This window comes from Paraburkholderia sabiae (genome assembly GCF_030412785.1).
Classification (GTDB): domain Bacteria; phylum Pseudomonadota; class Gammaproteobacteria; order Burkholderiales; family Burkholderiaceae; genus Paraburkholderia; species Paraburkholderia sabiae.
The window spans coordinates 34,918-56,462 of the sequence record NZ_CP125298.1 but is presented as its reverse complement, the minus strand read 5'-3'; the positions used below and the strand labels follow the sequence as shown (position 1 = coordinate 56,462).

13 protein-coding genes and 5 pseudogenes are annotated in these 21,545 nt (G+C 60.4%); 4 read left to right on the top strand and 14 right to left on the bottom strand.

What is annotated here, in order from left to right:
• Positions 1-204: 204 nt before the first annotated feature.
• Positions 205-1,782, top strand: a pseudogene (istA, locus tag QEN71_RS42875) (IS21 family transposase).
• Between the two features lie 255 nt (positions 1,783-2,037).
• Here istA (QEN71_RS42875) and QEN71_RS42870 read toward each other — a convergent pair.
• Complete coding sequence (locus tag QEN71_RS42870; protein WP_201662834.1) at positions 2,038-3,075, bottom strand: IS110 family RNA-guided transposase; 1,038 nt, start codon at positions 3,073-3,075, stop codon at positions 2,038-2,040.
• 101 nt (positions 3,076-3,176) lie between these two features.
• Between QEN71_RS42870 and istB (QEN71_RS42865) the strand changes: the two genes are divergently transcribed.
• Entirely contained in the window at positions 3,177-3,935 is a 759-nt protein-coding gene (gene istB, locus QEN71_RS42865) for an IS21-like element helper ATPase IstB (protein ID WP_201662837.1), read from the top strand.
• Between the two features lie 191 nt (positions 3,936-4,126).
• On the opposite strand, the gene istB (QEN71_RS42860) is transcribed toward istB (QEN71_RS42865), so the two are convergent.
• From istB (QEN71_RS42860) to QEN71_RS42815, 10 genes and pseudogenes are all read right to left on the bottom strand, one after another.
• The gene (istB, locus tag QEN71_RS42860) at positions 4,127-4,915 is read right to left on the bottom strand and encodes an IS21-like element helper ATPase IstB (RefSeq protein WP_201662945.1); all 789 of its coding nucleotides are present in this window, start codon (positions 4,913-4,915) and stop codon (positions 4,127-4,129) included.
• A 5-nt stretch (positions 4,916-4,920) separates the two neighbouring features.
• A complete protein-coding gene (gene istA / locus QEN71_RS42855) occupies positions 4,921-6,441 on the bottom strand; it encodes an IS21 family transposase (RefSeq protein WP_201662948.1) in 1,521 nt (506 codons plus the stop codon).
• A 226-nt stretch (positions 6,442-6,667) separates the two neighbouring features.
• Positions 6,668-7,456 (bottom strand): IS21-like element helper ATPase IstB, encoded by a 789-nt coding sequence (istB, locus tag QEN71_RS42850; protein WP_290468336.1) that lies wholly within the window; start codon positions 7,454-7,456, stop codon positions 6,668-6,670.
• A complete protein-coding gene (istA, locus tag QEN71_RS42845; RefSeq protein ID WP_290468335.1) occupies positions 7,453-8,469 on the bottom strand; it encodes an IS21 family transposase in 1,017 nt (338 codons plus the stop codon). The genes istB (QEN71_RS42850) and istA (QEN71_RS42845) overlap by 4 nt, the downstream gene beginning before the upstream one ends.
• Before the next feature lie 41 nt (positions 8,470-8,510).
• On the bottom strand, positions 8,511-8,651 hold the full coding sequence (locus QEN71_RS42840; RefSeq protein WP_290468334.1) for a hypothetical protein: 141 nt from the start codon (positions 8,649-8,651) through the stop codon (positions 8,511-8,513).
• Between the two features lie 42 nt (positions 8,652-8,693).
• The gene (tnpB, locus tag QEN71_RS42835) at positions 8,694-9,029 is read right to left on the bottom strand and encodes an IS66 family insertion sequence element accessory protein TnpB (RefSeq protein WP_290468333.1); all 336 of its coding nucleotides are present in this window, start codon (positions 9,027-9,029) and stop codon (positions 8,694-8,696) included.
• Entirely contained in the window at positions 9,026-9,418 is a 393-nt protein-coding gene (gene tnpA / locus QEN71_RS42830) for an IS66-like element accessory protein TnpA (RefSeq protein WP_201662424.1), read from the bottom strand. The genes tnpB and tnpA overlap by 4 nt, the downstream gene beginning before the upstream one ends.
• A 109-nt stretch (positions 9,419-9,527) precedes the next feature.
• Complete coding sequence (locus QEN71_RS42825) at positions 9,528-10,850, bottom strand: hypothetical protein (protein ID WP_201662427.1); 1,323 nt, start codon at positions 10,848-10,850, stop codon at positions 9,528-9,530.
• On the bottom strand, positions 10,840-16,986 hold the full coding sequence (locus QEN71_RS42820) for a hypothetical protein (RefSeq protein ID WP_201662430.1): 6,147 nt from the start codon (positions 16,984-16,986) through the stop codon (positions 10,840-10,842). Before QEN71_RS42820 ends, QEN71_RS42825 begins: the two co-directional genes overlap by 11 nt.
• A 695-nt stretch (positions 16,987-17,681) precedes the next feature.
• Positions 17,682-17,888, bottom strand: a pseudogene (locus QEN71_RS42815) (DNA-binding protein); the annotation flags it as partial.
• A gap of 32 nt (positions 17,889-17,920) precedes the next feature.
• Here QEN71_RS42815 and QEN71_RS42810 point away from each other — a divergent pair.
• A pseudogene (locus QEN71_RS42810) lies at positions 17,921-18,181 on the top strand (IS6 family transposase); the annotation flags it as partial.
• 20 nt (positions 18,182-18,201) lie between these two features.
• Here QEN71_RS42810 and QEN71_RS42805 read toward each other — a convergent pair.
• Positions 18,202-18,408, bottom strand: a pseudogene (locus QEN71_RS42805) (transposase domain-containing protein); the annotation flags it as partial.
• On the opposite strand from QEN71_RS42805, the gene QEN71_RS42800 reads away from it, so the two are divergent.
• Positions 18,350-18,505, top strand: a complete 156-nt coding sequence (locus tag QEN71_RS42800; RefSeq protein WP_201662443.1) for a hypothetical protein — start codon at positions 18,350-18,352, stop codon at positions 18,503-18,505. The pseudogene QEN71_RS42805 and the gene QEN71_RS42800 overlap by 59 nt on opposite strands.
• 281 nt (positions 18,506-18,786) lie before the next feature.
• Here the strand turns inward: QEN71_RS42800 and QEN71_RS42795 are convergent.
• Together QEN71_RS42795 and tnpC are read right to left on the bottom strand one after the other, a co-directional pair.
• Positions 18,787-19,749: pseudogene (locus QEN71_RS42795) on the bottom strand (IS91 family transposase); the annotation flags it as partial.
• An 85-nt stretch (positions 19,750-19,834) separates the two neighbouring features.
• Complete coding sequence (gene tnpC / locus QEN71_RS42790) at positions 19,835-21,475, bottom strand: IS66 family transposase (protein WP_201662433.1); 1,641 nt, start codon at positions 21,473-21,475, stop codon at positions 19,835-19,837.
• Positions 21,476-21,545 lie beyond the last annotated feature (70 nt).

The window sequence follows — 21,545 nt, the reverse complement described above, 5'->3', positions numbered from 1 at the left end:
ATCTGACCCACCCGGGCCCTGTGTGCGTATTCCACGCGTAATCGAACGCTGATTCCACGGCAAGCCGAACACGAATTCCACGGCAAACCGAACACAGATTCCACAGCCGCCCGAACGCACTTTCGACGCTCGGGCGAACACTGAGGCGATGAAGTAGCGACGCGGATAACCATGGCACGCTCGACCTTTTTGTCGAGGGTGCGAATGCCGAATAAAAGGTTATCCATGCGGCAAATCAAGGAAGTCCTGCGACTGCACTACGGCTGCCAGCGCAGCCAGCGCGAGATCGCCAGCACCATCGGCGCCTCGGTATCGACGGTATGGGAGTACCTCCAGCGGGCCAGGCGAACGCAACTGGGCTACGAACAGCTCATGCAGCTTGACGAGCAGGCACTTGATGCACGCCTGTTCCCGCCGGTGCCTGCCTCGCGGTGCCCGCGTCCGCTGCCAGACTGGTCGCGGATACATCGAGAGCTGGGCAGGAAAGGTGTGACGCTCGACCTGCTGTGGAACGAGTACAAAGCCCAGGAGCCCGACGGTTACGGCTATAGCTGGTTCTGCAAGCACTACGAACGCTGGGCGGCGTAGTTACCGGTGACGCTTCGTCAGACCCACGTGCCCGGCGAAAAGCTGTTCATCGACTACTCTGGTAACAGGCTCGGCATCGTCGATCCACATACCGGCGAGATTCGCGAGGCCGAACTGTTCGTCGCCACGCTCGGCGCGTCCAACTACACGTACGCGGAAGTGACATGGACGCAGCAGTTGCCTGACTGGATCGGTTCGCACGTACGCGCATTCACCTTCTTCGGCGGCTGTGTCGAGATCCTGGTGCCCGACAATCTGAAGTCGGGCGTTCACAAGGCGAGCTTCTATGATCCTGTCGTCAACCGCACCTATGGCGAGATGGCGGCGCATTACTCGGTGGCCATCATCCCAGCACGTTCGGGTCGGCCCCGCGACAAGGCGAAAGTAGAACAGGCGGTGTTGCTGGCGCAGCGCTGGATTCTCGCGCGTCTGCGCAACCAGCGACTGTTCAGTCTCGAGGAGGCCAATCGCGCGATCGCCGCGTTGCTCGTGCCGCTGAACAACAAGCCCTTCAGGAAGCTGCCCGGATGCCGCCGCAGTGCGTTCGAGGCGCTCGATCGTCCTGCACTCAGGCCGCTACCGGAACGTCCTTACCAGTACGCGCAATGGAAGGTTGCCCGTGTCGGCATCGACTATCACGTCGAAGTCGACGAGCACTACTACTCCGTGTCGTACACCCATGCACGCGCGCAGGTCGAGGTGCGTTACACCGCCTCAACCGTCGAGATCTTCCTGCGCGGCCAGCGTATTGCCGCACACGCGCGAAGCGATCGCCGTGGACACCACAGCACGATCCGCGCGCACATGCCGCCGAATCATCGTGCTGCGACCACCGAATGGAATCCCCAGCGCCTGATCAGGTGGGCGACGGACATCGGCCCGCATACCGCCGCCGTCATCGAGCACCTGCTGGGCGGCCGCCAGCATCCACAGCAGGCTTACCGAGCCTGCCTGGGCGTGCTGCGCATGGGCAAGGACTACGGGCATGCCAGGCTGGAAGCCGCCTGCCGGCGAGCCATCGATCTCAAGGCGCCGAGCTACCGGTTCATCGCCTCGACACTGAAGAATGGTCTTGAAAGCAAGACTGATACGGCTGCTGCCCAGACCGAATTGCCGCTCATGCATGCCAATGTGCGTGGGCCTTCCTACTACCATGTATGGACGCCCCCGGTTTGCCAAGCGGTCTTTCGATGATGGGCACAGGAAGAAGATTGCAGCCATGTATCCGGACTTTTCGTTAGGCCCATGGCCCGAACCGTCCCTGATGGAATACGCTGATCGGCTCCCCAACACTGAATCGCGCTCAGTTGGCGCTTTGGTAGTAGCGGGCTTCTCCGATCACGGTCCAACCTGTTTTGCCATCACTGCGTGAACGCCTGAGCAATCTATGGGGTGTACAAATTCTCCTCTGTTGCTGCAACGCCAGTTCGAAACCTGAGCGCTACTCGCCTAAACTGCTGGGCTCATCTTACCGTTCGCCTGATACTGTTGGTTGCGAGCAAGTAGAGCCCAGATGACACGCGCGTTTTTATTCGCAAGCGCAACCGCGGCTATATTGAAGTGGCGTCGTTCGAGGAGCTTACGGAGCCAGTTGTCGCCGCCTTGGTCGGCCTTGTTCTGGAACGCTCTTAACGCTGCACGCGCACCGTGAATGAGCAAGGTTCGCAAATAAACGTCACCTCGTTTGCTGATACCGAGGAGCATCGTCTTTCCGCCGCTCGATGATTGACCCGGCACTAATCCCATCCAGGCGGCAAGTTGTCGCCCATTGGTGAAGTCACGGGCATCGCCAATCGTCGCCACAAGCGCACTCGCCGTAATTGGTCCAATGCCAGGTATTTTCTCGAGCTTTCGGCTCATTTCATTCGTACGGTGGGCGCTCCGGATCTGAACCTCGAGCTCTTCGACCTGCTTGTCGAGCTCAGCGAGGTGATCGAGCAGTCGTGCGATCAGAAGCCGGAAGTTACTGGGCAGTTCGTTGCTCCCGTCTTCAATCGCCTCACGTGTGCTACTGCGGACATTCGCCAGACCTTGAGGGAAGACTATCCCGAATTCGGCCAGCAGTCCGCGGATCTGGTTGGCCTGCGCAGTGCGCGCGATAACGAAGCCCTGACGGGCACGGTGTATAGCCAGCATTGCTTGTTGCTCAACGTTCTTGAGGGGTACAAATCGCATGTTCGGTCTGGCGACGGCTTCGCAGATGGCCTCCGCATCTGCGGCGTCGTTCTTGTTCGTCTTTACATATGGCTTCACAAATTGCGGTGCCATCAGTCTTACCATGTGGCCAAGCGCCTGCAGCCGGCGAGCCCAATAATGAGCGCCGCCGCATGCTTCCATCCCAACGAGGCTTGGCTGCATGTTCGCGAAGAACTCGATCATCTGGCCGCGCTTGAGCTGCTTCTTCAGGACGCATCTGCCGTGTTCATTTACACCGTGGACCTGAAACACGTTTTTCGCCAGATCGATTCCAACGGTCGCAATCTTCATGGTCGCTCCTCTCAGTCAGGTGATGACGTAGCCATCTTGACAGACATCGTGTGCCAGGCAGTCAGGTGGGGGCGTCCATTCCATTACTGAAAGGAGGTCATATGCTGCATCATCCCACTGTCGAGCGGCTGCACGAACTGCGGCTGTTCGGCATGGCGGCGGCACTCGCCGACCAGCAATCCCAGAGCAGTATTGACCAGCTTGGCTTCGAGGAGCGCCTCGGCCTGCTGGTCGAACGCGAAGCCAGCGAGCGCCAGTCACGCCAGATCTCCGCCAGGCTGCGCCGTGCCAAGCTGCGTTTCCCCGACGCAGTTGCCGAGGACATCGACTATCGCACCGCACGCGGCCTGGATCGCGCGCTGCTTGCGCGCCTGCTCACGGGTGAATGGCTCCGGGAGCGGCAAAACGTGATTCTCGTGGCGCCGACCGGACTCGGGAAAAGCTGGCTTGCGTGCGCGCTGGTCAATCAGGCTTGCCGGCAAGGGTTCTCGGCGTATTACCTGCGTATGCCGAAATTCAACGAGGAGATGGCCATCGCCCACGGCAGCGGCGGCTACGCGAAGCTACTCGCACAGTGGGCGAAGACCGATGTCCTCCTGATGGACGATCTGGCGATGGCGCCGCTGGCCGATGCGGCGCGACGGGATCTGCTCGAAGTCCTCGATGATCGCCACGGACTGCGCTCGACAATCATCACGAGTCAGATTCCTGTCGAGAGCTGGCATGCCGCGATAGGCGATCCGACGCTTGCCGACGCCATTCTCGACCGGCTCGTCCACAACGCGCATCGGCTCACGCTCTCGGGTGAATCGATGCGCAAACGCCGAAATGGTTTGACCAACAAAGAGGAGTCGGAGTAAAAACGCTCAACCCCGCGTCGCCACATTCCATGTGTTCGCCTTCGCGTGGAACGAGTGTTTGCCTTCGCGTGGAATCGCCGTTCGATTTGCGCGGAATACGCACCCTGTGTCACGGGGCGGCGTAATGGAGCCGGGGATGGGCGGCGTAATGGCGCCAGCAGAAACGGGGTAAAACGCGGATTCGAACAGTTTCAAGATTGCGGTCTTTTACCGTTTTTAGCAACCGCATTTTCGCTGCTTTCAGGCATCGGCTTTGGCTTGCGGAAGCTCTCGCCTTCTATGACGACACGATAGGCACCATGACGAAGGCGGTCGAGCGTGGCGGCTCCGAGAATGCGGTTGTCAGGGAAAGCCTCACCCCATTCACTGAAGTCCAGGTTTGAAGTCAGGATCGAGGCTGCCCGCTCATACCTGGCGGCAATCAGGTCATGGAAGTCTTCGTCATGAGGTGCGCGAAGTGGCTTGAGCGCGAAGTCGTCAACGATAAGCAGCGGCACACGCACGAACTGCTGGAACTTGCGTTCATAGAGATCCGTGGCGCGCGCTGCGTGCAGCTTCTTGAGCAGATCCGTCTGCGTGATGAACAGTACGTCGCAACCCTGGCGTACGGCGCAATGCCCGAGCGCCTGCGCCAGATGCGATTTGCCGACGCCTGTCTGGCCGACCATCAGGACGCAGACCTTCTCGTCGATGTAGCGGCCGGTGGCGAGGTCGTGAACGTGCGCCCGGTTTAGCTTTGGCAGCCGGTCGAAGTCGAAGGTCTCGAGCGTCTTGCCTAGCGCGAAGCCGGCGCGGGTGATCCGCGCGCCGAACTTCTTCTGGTCGCGTCGTGCGACCTCGTCATGCAGAAGCATGGCAAGGAACTCGGTGTAAGCGAGTTGCCCCTCGATTGCCTGCCGGTTGCGCTGCTCAAGCGAGTCGAGGACCCCGGACAGGCGCAACTGCTTGAGGATGGTGTTCAGTTCGGGACTTGGATTCATGACACTCAGTGCAGAAGGATGGACTGGAGATCACGGCCGAAGCGACCGCCGTTCAGGTACGTGTCGGATGGTGCCGGTGTTTGTGTGGCTGCCTGCTCGCTATCGAGTCCCTTGTCGAGAATGGTCTTGACGGTGCGATACTTCGGGTTCGCGAACGCGAGTGCGCGCTCGCAGGCGGCGTTCAGGCGCACATCACCGTACTTCTCGCGCAAACGCACAAGGCCCTGCGCGCCCCTCAGGTTGACGAGCACCTTGTCGTTGAACATTGCGAGGATCACTGCGTGGCAGGCAGGCCCGATGTCCTTTGCACGCGCCAGACACCACTGCGGGTCATGTTCAAGCCATGCCTGCGCCTCTGGCGGCTGATGATCACGCACCGTATGGCGGTCGCCAGGCTTGCGTAGTCGCGGATGGGTCGCGACGAGCTCGTGGCGGTGGAACGCCTGCACGACCGTGTCGGTGGCCTTCAGCCACAACTGCTTGCCCACCAGCGTGAAGGGCACTGAATAGAGCACGTTCTTGTAGACGACGTGGCCGTCGGTATGCACCTTCACCTCGCTCCACACTGCCAGCACCGGCGGCACGTCAGGCAGCCGCGTGAGCAGCGGGCGTTCGATCGCAAAGCGCGCGAGTGGCTGGTCGCGGGTCGTGCCGTGCTCGCGGGTGCCCGCCTGCTGGGAGACCCACTCGCGCAATTGCCGGTTGGCGTCGGTCAGATCCCGGAACTCGCGTAGTGGTACGAAGGACTTCTTGACGTATTTGACTCCGGATTCAACGATTCCCTTCTTGGCCGGGTCGTGCGGTGGACATGCGTCGATCCGGAATCCATATCCCTCGGCTAGCGCGGCATAGGAGCGCTGGACTGCGGGTTCATAACGGCAGGCCTTGATGATCGCGCACTTCGCGTTGTCTATGATGACCCGGCCAGGGCAACCGCCGAACCATTCAAACGCCCGCCGGTGGCAGGCCAACCACGTCTCGACCGTCTGGTCCAGGACGATCTCCGCGTACTGGTGACGCGACCAGCAGAGCGTCATCACAAAGATCCACGTCTTGAGCGGAAGGCCTGACTCGTGCCTGAGCACCGGCCCGGCGCCAAAGTCAACCTGGGCGGCGTCCGCTGGCGCAAATTCGAGGATCGTCGTCGTGCCGACCGGATGACGCTCGGCGGCCAGGCGACGCAGCATGCGCTTCACGGCGTCATAGCTGCCGGTGTAGCCGTGATTGCGCTGAAGGGCGGCATGGATCGTGGTGCCCTGCACGCCGGCGGCCGCCCAGCTTCGGATCTGTTCACGAAACGGCTCTGCCGTCGACACGCAGGTGTGCGGCAAGTGCGGCGAGCGACCAAAAACGCCAGCGATCACTGCGTCATCCGGCAGCGGCTGGGCGGGATCGAGCCATCCCCGTGCCTCGGCCTGGCGCCGCACAGTCGTCAGCTTCTTGCGTCCCATCAAGCCGCCGCGAGCGATGTCGCGGTCGGAATCGCCTTGCCGCATGCGGACAAGGACTTGGCGGTACTCGAACAATTCGAACCTCCTGTTGGCCATGGACGCTCCGTTCAAATAGAACGGAGCGTACCGACTTGAAAAGTTCGAATCGCGCTCTAGCCCTGGTGCTGCTGGCGCCTATGCGCCGCCTTTCGGGTGGCTCCTTTACGCCGCACGTGAGGTGGCGCCATTACGCCGCCCCTCAGGTGGCGCCTTTATGCCGCCCTCGAAATGGCTCCATAGTGCCGCACGGTGACACCCTGTGTCACGCGGCTGCTTTCGCGCCTGCCCGCGTTCCTGTTTGTCCTGCTTTGCGCTTGTCTTTCAGCCGGTAGCTCTCACCACTGATTTGCACGATATGGGCGTGATGAAGAAGCCGGTCGAGCATGGCAGCGGTGAGCGTCTGGTCGTCGGCGAACGCTGTGGCCCACTGTGTGAACGGAAGGTTGCTCGTCAACACGATAGAGCCGCGCTCATAGCGTTTGGCGACGACATTGAAGAACAGGTTCGCTTCCTCGCGCCCGAACGGCAGATAGCCGATTTCGTCGATGACGAGGAGTCTCGGCCCGACGACCGCCCGATTGAAGAACTCCCGCAATCGATTTTGCTGGTTCGCCGTCGCCAGTTGCATCATCAGGTCCGCCGCCGTGATGAAACGCGTCTTGATGCCGGCCTGTGTTGCCCGATAGGCCAGTGCACTCGCGAGGTGTGTCTTGCCAACTCCCGACGGGCCGAGCAACACGACGTTCTCGGCCCGCTCGATGAACGCCAGGCTTCCCAGTTCCTGTATTTGTGCCCGTGGTGCACCGCTGGCGAAGCCGAAGTCATATTGCTCCAGGGTCTTGATGGCAGGCAGCGACGCGAGTTGCGTGAGTGTGTGGCGCTTACGCTCTTCACGTGCGCCCAGTTCCGCCTTTAGCAGTTGCTCAAGGAAGTCCGCCAGACTCACATCGGTCGCGGCGGTATGCTGCGCGAGCGCCCCCCAGTCACTGGCGACGCGGTCGAGCTTCAACTGTTTGCACAGGCTGGCAATCCGTTCGTACTGGAGATTCATGCGGCGACCTCCAGCAGCGCGTCATACACCGCAAGCGGATGCTGAAGGCTCTCTCGCGGCAGCACCCGGCTCAACTTCGAAGGCGCAGGCCTTGGTGCCGCCACTGGCGAGGGCAGCGGCAGTAGCGCTTCCTGCTCGAGTGCCAGCCGCGCAGCTGGACGCTCACGCGTGGTGGCGTGCACGCGCACGTTCGCGACTTCCGCGAGCCAACGGCCGATACGCGCGTTGGCGGCTTCGACGTCCAGCCTCAGTCCTGACTGCTTGAGCGTGGCCGCGAGCGGCACCACGAAGCTCTCCTTCAGATAGCGGTTAAAGCGTTCAACCTTCCCCTTGGTCTTGGCCCGATAGGGTCGGCAGACCTTCGGCGTGAAGCCGTAGGTCTCGGCCACCGCAAGCAGTTGGGTGTTCCATCGATGCTCGCCTTCACCAAACGCGTCGCGCTCGATGACCACGGACTTCGCGTTATCGAACAGCACGTGCTCGGGCGTGCCGCCGAAGTAGACGAACGCTTCGCGCAGGCACTCGCACAGCGTGGCGGCGTCCTCGCCAGCGGTAAAGCGCACGAAGCTCGCGCGGCTGTATCCAAGCGTCGCCACCAGCGCCAGCAACGGCGCACGGCCGCGACGGATGACCGTGAAGTCGGCCTGCATCTGTTTGCCCGGCGGTGTCTCGAACCGAACCACCGGCTCCGCTTCATGGCGCTTGTACGGTGCCAGGAACGCCTTGAGCTGGCTGATGCCCCCTTCGTAGCCAGCTTCCTGCAGCTCCCGATGCAGCACTGTTGCCGGAATCCAGTGCGGGCGCGCGGCGGCAACACGTTCGAGCACGTAGTCCTTGAACGGCTCGAGCTTCGTCGGGCGTGGCTCGCGTTGCTTGTAGCGGCCAGCCTGGTCGTCGCGCAGATAGCGACGCACTGTGTTGCGTGACAAGCCCGTCTGTCGCGCTATCTCCCGTACCGCCGTTCCCCGTCTTGCCAATACCTTGATTTCCACTGCTTGCTCCTGAGTCAGCATCGGCGGCAAAAAGCCGCCATCCTCTCCCAGGCGGGTCAGGTTTACCTCGGCGGGTGGGTCAGTTTCACATCGGCGCTAACAGCAAGCTGGACGGCCAGCTGTGCGGCCAGTGCGCGAAGCTGGTCGGGGCTGAGCGTGGTGAGATCGACGGGCAGGTCCATGACATCGAGTCTGCCAGACACACCACGCATCAGGAAGCGAAACTGTTTACGTGCGCGTCGCCTTCACACCACGGTAATGGCGTGATCGCTGGCCAGCGTGCGCCACGGCAGTCCCGTGACCAGTGCCCGTAACTGTTCCTGGTTCAGCGGCAGTGCAACGGCCTGCTCGCCGTTGCTCCATATAAACCGCCCGCGATTCAGGCGCCGCGTGGCCAGCCAGATCCCCAGGCCGTCGTAGACCAGTACCTTCATTCGCGTCGAATGCCGGTTGGCAAACAGGTAAGCATGGTGCGGGCGCGCCGCGCCGAATACCTTGACCACGCGTGCGAGCAGCGTATCGGCGCCCGCACGCATGTCCACGGGCTCAGTTGCCAGCCAGATCGCGTCGATGCGGATCATCGCAACCACCCCTGTAGCCAGGCCGCGCAATCATCGGCCGCCGACACCGGCCAGTAGAGCGTAATCGTGGCAGCACTGCGGCGAATCTCGATGCGGATCTCGCCCCGATCAGTTGCAGCAACTGGCGCTTGTAGTTGTAGTGGCACGAATGCCGTCGTCGGTGGCGGCTGCGCTTCGTCCGGCGCCGGATGGGCACCCGCATGCTGTCGCGCTGCCACTACCCATCGGCGCAGCAGGTTTGCGTTCAGGCGGTAATGCAGCGCCACCGCCGCAATCGACACGTGCGGTTGCATCGCCGCGCGCACCACCATCTCCTTGAATTCCCTGCTGTGTTTGCGACGCTCTATTGCCGGCACCACTCCATCATCAATCCGATCGTCATCAGCCATCGTGTACACGTCTCCATCACGCTTTATGATGGACACGATGCTCCTATGCGCAGGCCACGAATCTCAACCTGACTTCACCGGCCCCTTACGAAACATTCGCGACCTATCGTTACGTGTCAAAGATATTGCGCATCCGAAGCGCGGATTCCACATGACTCCAGCCAACGTAGTGGCCATGAGCGATCGCATTGCGCAACTGCAATGTCCACCAATAGGGATCTGAAACTGCGCCAGGCGGGCAGCTTTTAAGAACCTCGCCAAGTGACGCGAATGCCCACACGTCTTCTTCGCGCTCCGGTCGCAGTGGGAATGCGTCCGGATAGACCACATAGGCATCGTTTCCATCCTTGAACCTGGTATGCGAATCGATCATCTTCTGCGAAATGTGATCCGGCTTTTGCCTGCCGTGGAGCCGCGTCTGGATCTGGCTTTCAAACTTCAGGCAGAGCGAGAGGATCTCAGCAGCAAGCGGGGCACAAACCAGTTGATGACGCAACGTCCAGACCTGCGTTTTGGGTAAGTCCGGCAAGCGCAGAAGCACTCTCGACGCCCACGGTACGACATGAAAGCCGTTCATGGCAGGCGGCCGCCAGAGCAACCCCATCGCGAAAAGCCCGGTCGTCGTTGACTGCCGCCGCGCGGCGTCCACCCGAGTGCCCCCGCTTCCGACGCCAGTCCACCCAAACAGGTTCTCACGCCCCCGATGCGCCAGCAGTGCTGCTTCTGCGTGTGCTTGAAGATGGCGCTCCAGTTCGTCGTCGTCGCCCGGTACGCACTTCTCTACCTCCCTCGAAAGCGATAGTGCATACGATAGACTTCCACCCGCCTCCCAGGCGACTCGATGATGGAGATAAGAAGACCAAAGTGCTCTCGTAGCGCTGATAGATGAAGCATCCGAGAAAACAGTATGCGACGGGCGACCGCTCGCGTAATCGCAGACCGGCTCTGAATGGACGACGCCCCTTACGTCAATGATTATCGCGCACAGACGCACGGGCTTTGAAGCTTTCCGAAAGTGCTCAAGCAGGTTGACAAGGTGTTCCCAGTCATTGGGATCAACGGCAGCCCGCTCGGTGAAGACCAGAACGAGGGAGCGGTCGAGGAGACGATTGGCAATGCGATCACGTGCCTGAAACGGACTGATGTCCGAGCCCAGTTCGAATTCGCACAGCAGCGCTTCGATGGGTGAGCCCTTTGTGCCGCCGCACTCTATATTCTTGACATCCAGCGGGCGCTCTCCACTGTTGATGCCGTGAAGGAAACGAGTAACGCTCGAAAACACCAAGCCATTGGCGTGGCCAGGTTCGGCACGAATAACACACACTCCACCTTCGAGAAGCCAAGGTTTGGCCTCAGCCCACGCCGTAAAGTTCCGTGAACCGCGGTACAACCAGCTCGAAGAGAATCCCGCCAGAGAAACCTCAAGCTGCATCTGAAGACTCCAGCGCCTTGATCAGCCGAACTAAGGTGCCGCCTTTGTTAAAGCGGACTCTTCCCAGCGATCGTGAGTCTCGGGTAGTGCCTGCTTCAGCTGTCTGCGGCATCAGTCCGAGATCGATCAACAGCTTCAGCGAGGACCAGTCATCTGCGATACTCAATGGCGGCTCTTCGCCAGCTCGCGAGAGTCCCGACGCCTCCCAGAGCTCAGGAAACTCGCGTTCGAGATCGAATTCATCGATGTCCTCTTCCGCAACTTGAACAGCCATTCTCAGCAAAGAGATTTCGCGAGGGGTCAGGCCGTCAACGGAAGACATGTCTCTCAGCTTGCGGCCCAGATTCGGCAGATCCATCTCCAACGCAGAGAGCGCAGCCTCCAGTTCGTCTTGTGTCACGTCTGAACCCGGTGCATGGTCGAGCAACCGGTCAAACGCTTCAGCCAAGTAAGGTACCCGCTCCGTTGCCGATGCTATCCTGCTGATAGCATCCCCGCTCTTGAAGTGCAGTGCCCTCGCATCTTCAAACCACCAGCCGAGCGTGGCCTCGGTCAAACGGCCCAGCGTGACCGTCTCTACCGGAGCATCCCCTCCCGCGAGCGCGTATCGTCTCGCCGTACGTTGCAGGTCAGTTCCGCCGATCAGCACAAGCGGTCGTTCGGCATTGCCGGAAAGAAACGAGGGCCACTGGGAAATCGTAGCAGAACAGAACACCCGGCACCCGTCGGCAGCCAGACTATCTGGCGACATGTCGTCCAGAGTCCTGCACTCACTACCGAGACGATCAGGCAGGCCGCATTTGGTGTCGGTCAAAGCGGACACCCAATGTCCACCCACCACCACCAGTTTGCACAGTTCGCTTTGTTCCTGATGGTACCAGTAGCGAACGGTTTCCAGAGAGCTTTCCGACAGCACACATTCAGAAAGCCGTCTTTGAAACGCGCCGCCCCGAATAGCCTGGATCTGTTGCCTGACTTCTAGAGCGATTTCTGATTGTTGTGTGAGCACCGGTAGGAAGTGAGGAAAGCGAAGCTTATACTCTCTAACGCCAAATTGAGGGCCATCCGACACCGTCAAGAGCTCGCGATTGATAAAATCGCGCAAATTCCGTTCGATCAGGCCCAACGCCGATGCGTCAAACTGCTGAAGCCAGTCGAGATTCGGATCAATCTCGCGAAGCTTGGCAAGGACTTGGACAGGTCCGTCGGTCAACGCGAGCCCGGGCTCGAGATCTTTCAGCGCAAGCAAGGTCGCGCCAAAGATGACTGCGCCAATGCGGTTCCCCTGGAAGTTGTTGTTGACGACAGTCTTGATCTCGTCGAGGACGCCAGGTTCACCCAGTGTCGCAAGTACCTCATCATGACCAACAATCAACGTCTCCCTGTTCGCGGAACGACTCGAACGCTTAAGGCGTTTGACAAGATTTTCTCCAAATCTGATCAGGACCGCTGGTTGGAATCCGCACCGCATGGCGACGAAAGGAGCATGGCTCCCAAGCGCAACGCCAATTCGCGCGAGCATCCCTTGGAGAAACTGAACAGCATCTTCTTCGGCGAGGGGTCGCAGTATCAGCACATCGCCTGCGTTCGCCCATACGCCACCACGAGTGTCTGTAATACGATAACCGGAAAAAACCGTTCGGATACGGGGCAGCTGTTTCGCGTCAACTGTCGAAGTAACCTCCTTCATCATCCGAAAACTGAGAGAGCCCTCGCGGTCCGTGTCGTATCGCGCCAGTTGTCCTTCGACAAAGGCATCCGCCTCGTCCAAAATCAGCAATACACTGTGACTCGGTCTCTCCGCCAAAAAGCGCTTCATGTAGGCAGAAAATCGTACTGCCGGCGATTGATCCCGAAGATCTGCCGTCTCTTGCAGATTGAAACGGTTGGCCATCTCCTCCAGTATGCAATCAACAACCCACCGCTCCGACTCACCTCCGGCAATCGTAATGAAGATGACGCTCAGTTCGTTACCGGACGCGAGTTGGAACCCGTCATAGGTGTTTGCAACGCATTTGAGCAACGCGCTCTTGCCCAGTTTTCTCCCGGAGAAAATGCGTGTGTACGTACCGCCGAGGGCAAGTCTGCGCGCCTCCTCCGTTCTCCCCGTATAGGTTTCAAGCCTCACATGCTGGCCATCGAGACTTGAAAACGGCGAGGCCCGATCCAGATCAAGCTGCTCAAGCAGTATTTCGAGGAACGGAATGAAATCGTGCCCGGCCGCCACGTCCGACGCCGCATACAGTCGGCAGAGGTCGACATCGTCGACAATGGCGGCGGTGATGCCACGCTTGCGAAGTCCACTGCTAAGGTCATCACGACGTGTTGAAGGAATACCTGGCGCCAGAAAAACAACGAGCGATTCGGCTGCCTCGCTAGTAACTGCTTTGCTCCAGTCATCCAGCACGCTCGCCCCGTAGCCGCCACGATGCGGAGCAGCCATTATGACTATCTGGCTGAACTCATCCAGTTGAGGCAGAAACGTAGGATTCAGCCTTGATTTCTGGAAGTAGCGTCGGACCGTCTCGCAGCTTATGCTGGTTTTTCGATCTTTATGTTCCCGCAGGTCAGCGAGCCGTACCGGAAAACGCTTCTGGTTCTCGTTAGTGGAACGCCCGGCTTCTCCACTGATCACCGCGTAGAACAGCTTTGGCAGTCCATCGTGCTGGCTCGCGTCTATCGAATCTGCCATCCATGCATCAGTCAACCGTGTGAGGTCCTCTGTGGATCCACGGAAACCATTGCGAAGCTTCGCTCGTGGTTCTGGCCACTTTTTGATTGCGTCGTCCCTCCAAAGCGTTCGTCTGCCTGCCAGACGATCCGCGGTGGCTTTGGGGACATCGCCGGTATGGAAAAGTGCGACTGCGGACCGGTAGTCGTCTACTTCAAGATAGGATTGAATACGTTGTGCCAGATCTTCCGACTTGTCGCGCGCCGCCGCCAAAATCGCGTTCGCGGCAACGGTCTGATGCTCTTCCGCTACCGTGACAGCATCACGCAGCCACGCGAGCAGAAGCAGGGTTTTTGTGATGGACGCATTTGCTGCAGCCCCGACCCCAGTCAGGGCCAACGCTTCCCGGACAAGCGCCGCGAGCTTCGCCTCGACGGGTGACATCAACTCGTTGCACGCACCCCACACGCTCTCCAGTTTCTTCGCTGCTTCGAATGCTTCGTCCTGCAGTTCGAGCGCGTACCGATGCAGAAGCGTCCGCTCGTGAGATTGCAGCACGTCGGTGCTGGAAAGAGCCGTAAGAATGTCCCGTCGCTCGCTTGCTGCCGCAATGTCTCTCAATGCGGATAGCAATGCGTTGTCATCCTCGACCGGGGCGGGCGGCTGCATATGCCAGCCGATCAGTAGTACCGCCACCGGGATGGAATTCTCGAAACCGGTTACATCGATTCCGCCGTCTCCGATCTCAGGACGCGTCAGTGCGTCCGAATTCAGATACTTGACGATGTCGACGTGATTGATCAGGTAGCCGGCGGGCAGCCTCAGCGGATGAACCGCCGTCTGCTCCCGGACCACCGCTGAAAATAGCTCGGCAGACAGCCGGTCTGTCGTGTTGGACGATGCACCGCCAAGCAGGCGCAGAGCCGCTTCGCGGGGAATACCATCATAGGATGCATGGGCCTGTTGCTGATGGGCCGCAAGCCGTTCCAGTATGCCGGCAAGTCGATCGATTGCCTCAACGATCTGCTGTGCAGCACTCTCAGCCACCGACCTGTCCTGATGCCTTACATTGCCGGCGTCCATGATGCGTTTGAATGCACGTGACACGTCAACAACACGAGCGCTGATTCGTGCCCGCGTCCACTTAGACTGGATACTTGCCTTCAGGCTGGCAGGCACGAGTTCATCCTTGAGCGGTGCGACCTGCTCTTCGACAAACTTAGTCCATGCCGAGCGGCTGTGTGTGTGCTTGATTTTCCCGCCTGCGGCACTCCAGAGCGTTGCGACCTCGGTTTTCAGCGCCGTCTGGGCATGCCGCAGCGCGACTTTAAGCTCCTCCATCGATTCCTGGGGGCTGTTCAGAAGTCGCGCTCGAAGCGAGTCGAGCGGATTCAACTGCGCGGCCCATCCGGCAAATAGAAACCGGACGACCTCGCCAAACGCGGGATCGCCGTAGGCAGCGCGTTGCAGCAAAAGCTCCACTTCAGCCTGGGCCAAGGTACCGGACATGGTTGGACGAAGGGCTTCCAGCATCAGTCCTACACCTGCTGACATCTGATCCGATGCCGCAGGTGCGGCTGCAAGCATGCGTCGCAGTCGATCTGCCCGTAACAGATCCTGACCTGAGCGCGTCGAGTCTGGAGCGGACAGCAATTCATCCGCGCTTGCGAGATCCTCCAGAGAAACCGGCGCGGACATCCCGAGGGAATCGCACGCGCGGCAAAAGAGGTACGCAACACTCATCTCTCCTCGCGCCCAAGCCTCCACGCAGTGTGTGGCGAGTTCGAATTGAAGATCAGACTGAATCCACGGCGCCGGGGCAATGTGCCCGCCAGCGTCCACCCAGCGAGTCTGGCAAAACTCTCCGAATGAAACGAATGACGGGGCGACAAGTCTGGGTCCCTCGGAGGAATGTTGCGGGGGATTCTGCTCGATGCTCGATGCATCGCCGTCGGGCGCCGGCGCAATCACCTCGGATTCGCCTGGAGCCCCCTCGTCAGCTGCGTCTTGCTCGCCGCCTTCCAAAGTCTCGACTTCGGGGCAGCCTTCGATTCGTCCAGTCGGCATCGCCTCTGCCAACGGCCCGTCACTCGCCGCGTCATACCTCCGCGGCTCCAGTATCTGCTCCGTTTCGCTGCGGCAACCGGCCGGCCCGTCACCGCCTTGCGCTAGATCACCGCGATCGGTATCTGGCGATGACTGTTCCACGATTGGTTCTGCCGCGCTGCCCGCCGGCTGAGCCGCGGAATACGAAGGTCGGCCGAATATCAAGTTGCCTCGAACCGCAGCGGCCGCGACCGCACGCCCAAAGAAGGCTTCAATCTCCCACTGAAGTTGCGCAGCATCCTCGTCGCCTAATGACTCCCCTTCGTCAACAAGTCGAAGGAGCGCTGCGACCGGCTGATCTGCCGGGAGCGCTCCACCGCTCGCCAGAATGCCGCTCTCGAGTTCGTCACATTTGCGCCAAATCTCTGCTCGGCCCGGATATGACGGCTCAGTCCGATGCACAATCGACCGACATCTCTCGACGTTCGCCAAAGCTCGTGCATGCCTGTCGCGCTGTTTGAGTGCCGCTTCCAAGTCTGCAATACGCGAACCTGATACCCGCAGCTCCTTAGCCGCCCTGGCGTGGAGTTCATGCAGTCCAGACCGCAATTGGATAACATCTGCTAGATCTGGAATAACGCCAGTATCAATTTCTTTCGCCGTTGAGAGCAGGCCAGCTTTCAACTCGACAAGACCGTCTCGTATGGCGTTGACCAGATCTTGTCCGACAGGCGGGTTCATTGTTCCATCGTTGATCGACATAGTGGCAGGCTCATCGACTTTGGCATCGGGATTGGCAGGAGGAGAGGCAACTTCCGGGCGCTGCGGGAGATCTTGGAGAGTTGCAAACGCCACTTCCAGACAGTTCCATCGGGAATTGGACAGCATAAGCGCTGCGCAAACGATTGCGATGTCATTTGGGGGATATGTCGCCGCGAGTTGACGTACCTTTTCAGTCGCGTCCTCCGGATCGACGTCGGGCATATCGCCTCTGAGACTGCCATGCTGATCATGCGGACACCGCACCGCGTCCAGAAGTGCAATCAATGGTTTCTTCCAAATCGCTTGAACCCATCGACACAGCGAAGCTGTCAAAAACGGCGTGGCGTCCGCGAAGGAGAAGAGTTGATCTCTACATTTGTTGATCGCCCGACAAAGATCGGGTGTCGAAAGATCTCGGGCCGAGCGCAGCAGCGCAACCCCCGCGCGAGGCGCGGCTCTTCCGGACTCGGCTGCTTTAACAGCAACGCATAGTCGCTTGTACATCAAGCTCCCGTGGTCAATGCCACGGGCGTATTCAACGGCTGAACTCCAAAAATCAAGCTTTTCTGGACCAGGAAGCAATTGCCACAGTCGTTGGACCGCTTCCGCCGCCACTCTACCTTCATTCGTTCGATGCACCTGCCACGCCCCGGACATGCAACCCTCTCATTTTTCGTTGCTTTGCAAATTGTAGCGGTTCGATCAGGAACCTTTCAAGCCACGCCGAGTGTACGCCTGCCATCGCTCAGTACCACGCCTGCGACGGTACATGATGGAGGTGAATGCAGTCCCTTTTCACATCAGGCAACCATCAGCACACAAACTGCGCTCCCCAAGAGCTTTCGACGGCGAGCGGCCAGAATTGCGCTATGAAGCGCAAACTTGAACCAGCGCGACGTAAGTGGATGAGCAACCTAAAGCTGGTCCATGCTTGCATTGTTGAAGCTGCATACAAGTCGGGGAAGGCGCAGTCTCGCGCGTCGTCAACGATGTAGTCGAAACTTGGTGGCACTCCCTGTGTAGCGGCCACAAGTCAACTTGTCGCGGTCAGCATCGCCGCTAGCTCTCGGACTAGGGTTTTCCGGCGTCGGGGCCCGCGGGTGATCTGGATCGGAACGCTGGCCGGAAGGCCCATTGCGGATAGTCCGAACAGGGCGCGACCACTCGTCACACCTGTCTCCGTACGCCGGAGACAACCCACAAATCCGATCGTCTCGGCGTCGTCTCGTCCTATGGCATGACATTCCGGTTCGGCCGGTTTTTTCCAGCCACATCCGATACCCTTCCCGATCCGACGGGACGACCTTCTATCCCGATTCACCGTACTTCGAATCTGACTTGTACCGATAGTACCGTTTCCGCTTCGCGACGGCGCCCCGCTCGCGGTCGATCTCGAGCAGTGCGCGTTTCTCCGTGGCGCGCAGGCGCTCGTCGGCCCGTTCAGCCGTCTCGCGCAGCTTGTCCAGATCCCGCGAAAACCCCTCTCTCACCTTCTCCAGTTCCCGCTCACGCGCCGCCGCTTCGGTTTTCAGCCGGCTGATCTCGGCCTCGAGGGTTCTGTCGCGCTAAGGGGGTACTGTAAAATCGGGGCATGACAAATTTGTCCGAAGTGCCAGCGAAGAAGGAAAGTATTTCCCGAAAGACGTTGTCGCCGGGCGTCGCGAAGGTTCTGACGCGACTGCATTTTCCAGTGGACGTGATACTGCTGTGCGTTCGGTGGTACGTGGCCTATTCGCTGAGCCTGCGCAATCTAGAAGAGATGATGGCGGAACACGGCATCGAGGTTGATCATTCGACGGTGCACCGCTGGGTGATCAAGCTGGTGCCGCTGTTCGAGAGTAAGCGCCCGGTGAAGGCACGGGAGCGAGCTGGCTAGCTGTGATCGGGCAAGGCGGGAGCCCAGCAGTGAGGAAGCAACTGTTCGATGTCAGAAGCGCGATGTGTTGGCAGGCGCGTGAGCACGTCCTTCAGATAGGTGAGCGGATCGTGCCCGTTCAACTGTGCCGAGCGGATCAGGCTCATGATGGCAGCGGCACGTTCGCCGGCGCGAAGCGAGCCCGCGAACAACCAGTTTTTCCTCTTATGTCGAGATCTGCATAATGCAGAGATTTTTTTGGTTGGCGGTCGCGGCAACGAGCGCATCGCCATGTCGTCGGACCTGATCCGCGACCGGTAATCAAAAAAATGTTTGTGCTAAACCGCTCCACAGGCGGTGGCCGCTATGGGCATTGAATGACCGCCGCGGTAATTTGTGATGTCTTGCAGGGGCGATCACAGATGGACTTCCGGCGAGAGTGGGAAGCATCACGTGTAAAGGAAGTGGGAATGTGCGCGTGAACCGGCAAATCACGCGCCATTCTGGAGTACGCTGGTGCGCCAGCAGATCGAAGGCACGGGTGCAGCCGCGTTGGCCTCGTCAGGAAAGGCGAACGTGTCCGGAAACAGGTGCGGTGGCAACTAGCGCGCATGGTTGGGACCTGGCGGGGCTCGTGGAAGGCTGCCGGGCATGTCTTCGATGCGGAGCATGTGTCCCTTGCCACACATGGGGCAGTCGCGCAGTGACCTGCCGGTGAGTCGCTGGAAGCGGTCACGGTAGTCTTCCCTGGGCTCAGCTGCAGCAGCGGCGGGAGCCTCGACACCGAGCAGCTGCCTACAGGTGGCGAGCTTGGCGGCACGGTGGCAGTTGGCGAGCCAGCCGTAGCTGCGGATGCGCTTGAAGCCATCGGGCAGCACGTGCAGAAGGAAACGGCGGATGAACTCGTCGGCCGTGAGCGTCATGGTGCTGTGCCGGGCGTCGTGCCGATAGTCCTTCCAGCGGAACAGCACGGCGTGTCCGTCGAAGCCCAGCAGCCGGTTATTAGAAATGGCGACGCGATGGGTATAACGGCCTAGGTAGTCGAGCACGTGTTCAGCGCCGCCAAAGGGTGGCTTGGCGTAGACGACCCACTCCGACCGGGCAGTGGGCGCAAGCCACGCGGCGAACGCCTGAGGATCGTGCAGGGGTTCGAGCTGGCCATGGAAACGCAGTCCGCCGGCGTCGAACGCGCGGCGCAGCTGCTCGAGGAACAGGCGGCGAAACAGGCGTGAGAGGACCCTAACGGGCAGGAAGAAGCCGGGGCGGCAGGCGATCCAGCGCTCGCCGTCCGGCGAGATGCCACCACCGGGCACGACACAATGCACGTGCGGGTGGTGCTGCAGATTCTGCCCCCACGTGTGCAGGATGGTGATGAAGCCGATCTCGGCGCCCAGGTGCTTCGGATCGGCGGCGATCGTGCGCAGCGTTCCGGCGCTGGCGCGAAACAGCATGTCGTAAAGCACGCGTTTGTTCTGGTACGCGAGCGCCGCGATGGGTTCGGGAAGTGTGAAGACGACATGGAAGTACTCCGCCTGTGGAAGCAGTTCCGCGTGCCGGCGTTCGAGCGTAAGCGACAGCTTTAGCACACCGAACGGAGAGTCGTGCAACTGAGGGCGTGCGTAAGGGCACCGCCGAGGAGCGCCGGGTGTGTCAGCCGTCCTGTGCCCTGGCCTCTTGATGCCGCGCATAGTTGAATGGCAAGAGGTCCGTCACGTCGGCGTCCGGTGGACGCTGCGGCAGCTCCTTGAGTACGTGCAACAGGTAGTCGTACGGTTCGACACCGCAGGCACGGCACGTCAGCACGAGACTGTAGATCGTGGCACTGGCTTTTGCACCGTCAACTGTGTCGCTGAACAGCCAGCTTTTCCTCGACGTGGCAAACGGCCTGACGTCTCGTTCGCAGACGTTGTTGTCTATTGCGGCTCGCCCTTCAGTGACGTAGCGGCTCAGATATTCCCACTGGTTACGCGTATAGGCGATCGCCTTACCGAGCAGGCTCTGCGGCGTCACCTTCGGCGCCAGTTCGTCAAGCCACGCCATGAACGCCTCGAGCACCGGCACGCTGTGTTTCTGCCGCAGGTCGTATGTGTAGTCGGCACGTGTCTGGCCGGCAGGCAGATCGCCTTTGGCCAGCGCCTCGACACGGTACAGGGCCTGGAAGTATTCAAGCGCCTTTGCCACACGAGCGTTCGCCGGCTTCGGCTTTGCGTCATCCCCTTTCTTCTGCGCCGCCTTGTCCGCCTTGACGAACAGCCTGCGCGCGTGCGCCATGCAGCCGAAGTGCGTTGCCTTTTTCAGCGTGCGCCACGCACTGTATCCGTCGCTTACCAACATGCCGCTGTAGTCGCCGAGGAATTTCTTCGGATGCTCCTGGCCTCGCCCCGGCTGGTACTCGAACAGCACCACGGGTTCGGGACAGTCTTCGGCGCTGCGATAGACCCACGCATAGCTTTTACTCTGCGCAGACCGGCCGGGTTCCTTGAGCACCTGAAGCGTGGTCTCGTCGCCGTGGATCAGCGGCTGCGACAGCAATGTCCTGTACAGCGCGTCGTACAGGCGGGTGTAGTGCAATTCGCTTGGGCGGATGACCCAGTGTGCCAGCGTGCCCCGGCTCACCGGAATCTGCCAGCGGGCCATGGCGGCCTGCATCCGGTACAACGGCATGCCGTCGACGTATTTCGCGGTCGCGACCGTCGCGATCACCGACGCATCCGCATGGCTGCCCGGAAGTGGCTGTACCGGCATCGGTGCGAGCACGACCGGCGTGTGTTCGGCGTGACGCTCGCAGTGCCGGCACGCGTACTTTGCACGCACGTTCTGGTTAACCGTCCATTTGACCTCGACATGCAGCTGTTCGCTGATGTCCTCGCCGATACGATGCATCGGATTGCCACAACACGGGCAACCCCGCTGGTCTTCCGGCAGATCGTACTCGATGCGTTCGCGCTTCAGATACGCTGGCAACGGCTTGCGTCCCACCTTGCGCCGCTCAGGCTTGCCGGCCGGTGGCAAACCGGTGTCAGGCAGCGCCGGCTGGATACCTTCGTCTTCCTCGTCGCATGGTTCGCTTCGGGCGATCTGCTCGGCTTCGTCGAACACGCGATCCTTGCGTTTTTCGCTTTTCGGCGCGTAACGCTCGGCCGTAAGCAGGCGGACCTGTTCCTCGAGCTGCCCGACGCGCTGGTTCAGTTCGTCGATGTGTTTCGCGTCGCCGGCTACGCGCGCTTCGAGGGCGTGGATATAGCCCTGGACAGCCCGGGGTACGCACTTGAGGTCAGGTGCATTCTTCATGCGCTCCAGGATAGCGAAGCGCGGTGCGCCGTGGGTTTACGTCAATTTGTAAAAGGCGCCCGCCGTTGTT

Coding starts and splice junctions, on each gene's coding strand:
- QEN71_RS42870 (WP_201662834.1), bottom strand. CDS start 3,075: ATGAAGATTGCGACCGTTGGAATCGATCTGGCGAAAAACGTGTTTCAG.
- istB (WP_201662837.1), top strand. CDS start 3,177: ATGCTGCATCATCCCACTGTCGAGCGGCTGCACGAACTGCGGCTGTTC.
- istB (WP_201662945.1), bottom strand. CDS start 4,915: ATGAATCCAAGTCCCGAACTGAACACCATCCTCAAGCAGTTGCGCCTG.
- istB (WP_290468336.1), bottom strand. CDS start 7,456: ATGAATCTCCAGTACGAACGGATTGCCAGCCTGTGCAAACAGTTGAAG.
- istA (WP_290468335.1), bottom strand. CDS start 8,469: ATGCTGACTCAGGAGCAAGCAGTGGAAATCAAGGTATTGGCAAGACGG.
- tnpB (WP_290468333.1), bottom strand. CDS start 9,029: ATGATCCGCATCGACGCGATCTGGCTGGCAACTGAGCCCGTGGACATG.
- tnpA (WP_201662424.1), bottom strand. CDS start 9,418: ATGGCTGATGACGATCGGATTGATGATGGAGTGGTGCCGGCAATAGAG.
- QEN71_RS42825 (WP_201662427.1), bottom strand. CDS start 10,850: ATGCAGCTTGAGGTTTCTCTGGCGGGATTCTCTTCGAGCTGGTTGTAC.
- QEN71_RS42820 (WP_201662430.1), bottom strand. CDS start 16,986: ATGTCCGGGGCGTGGCAGGTGCATCGAACGAATGAAGGTAGAGTGGCG.
- QEN71_RS42800 (WP_201662443.1), top strand. CDS start 18,350: ATGATGGCAGCGGCACGTTCGCCGGCGCGAAGCGAGCCCGCGAACAAC.
- tnpC (WP_201662433.1), bottom strand. CDS start 21,475: ATGAAGAATGCACCTGACCTCAAGTGCGTACCCCGGGCTGTCCAGGGC.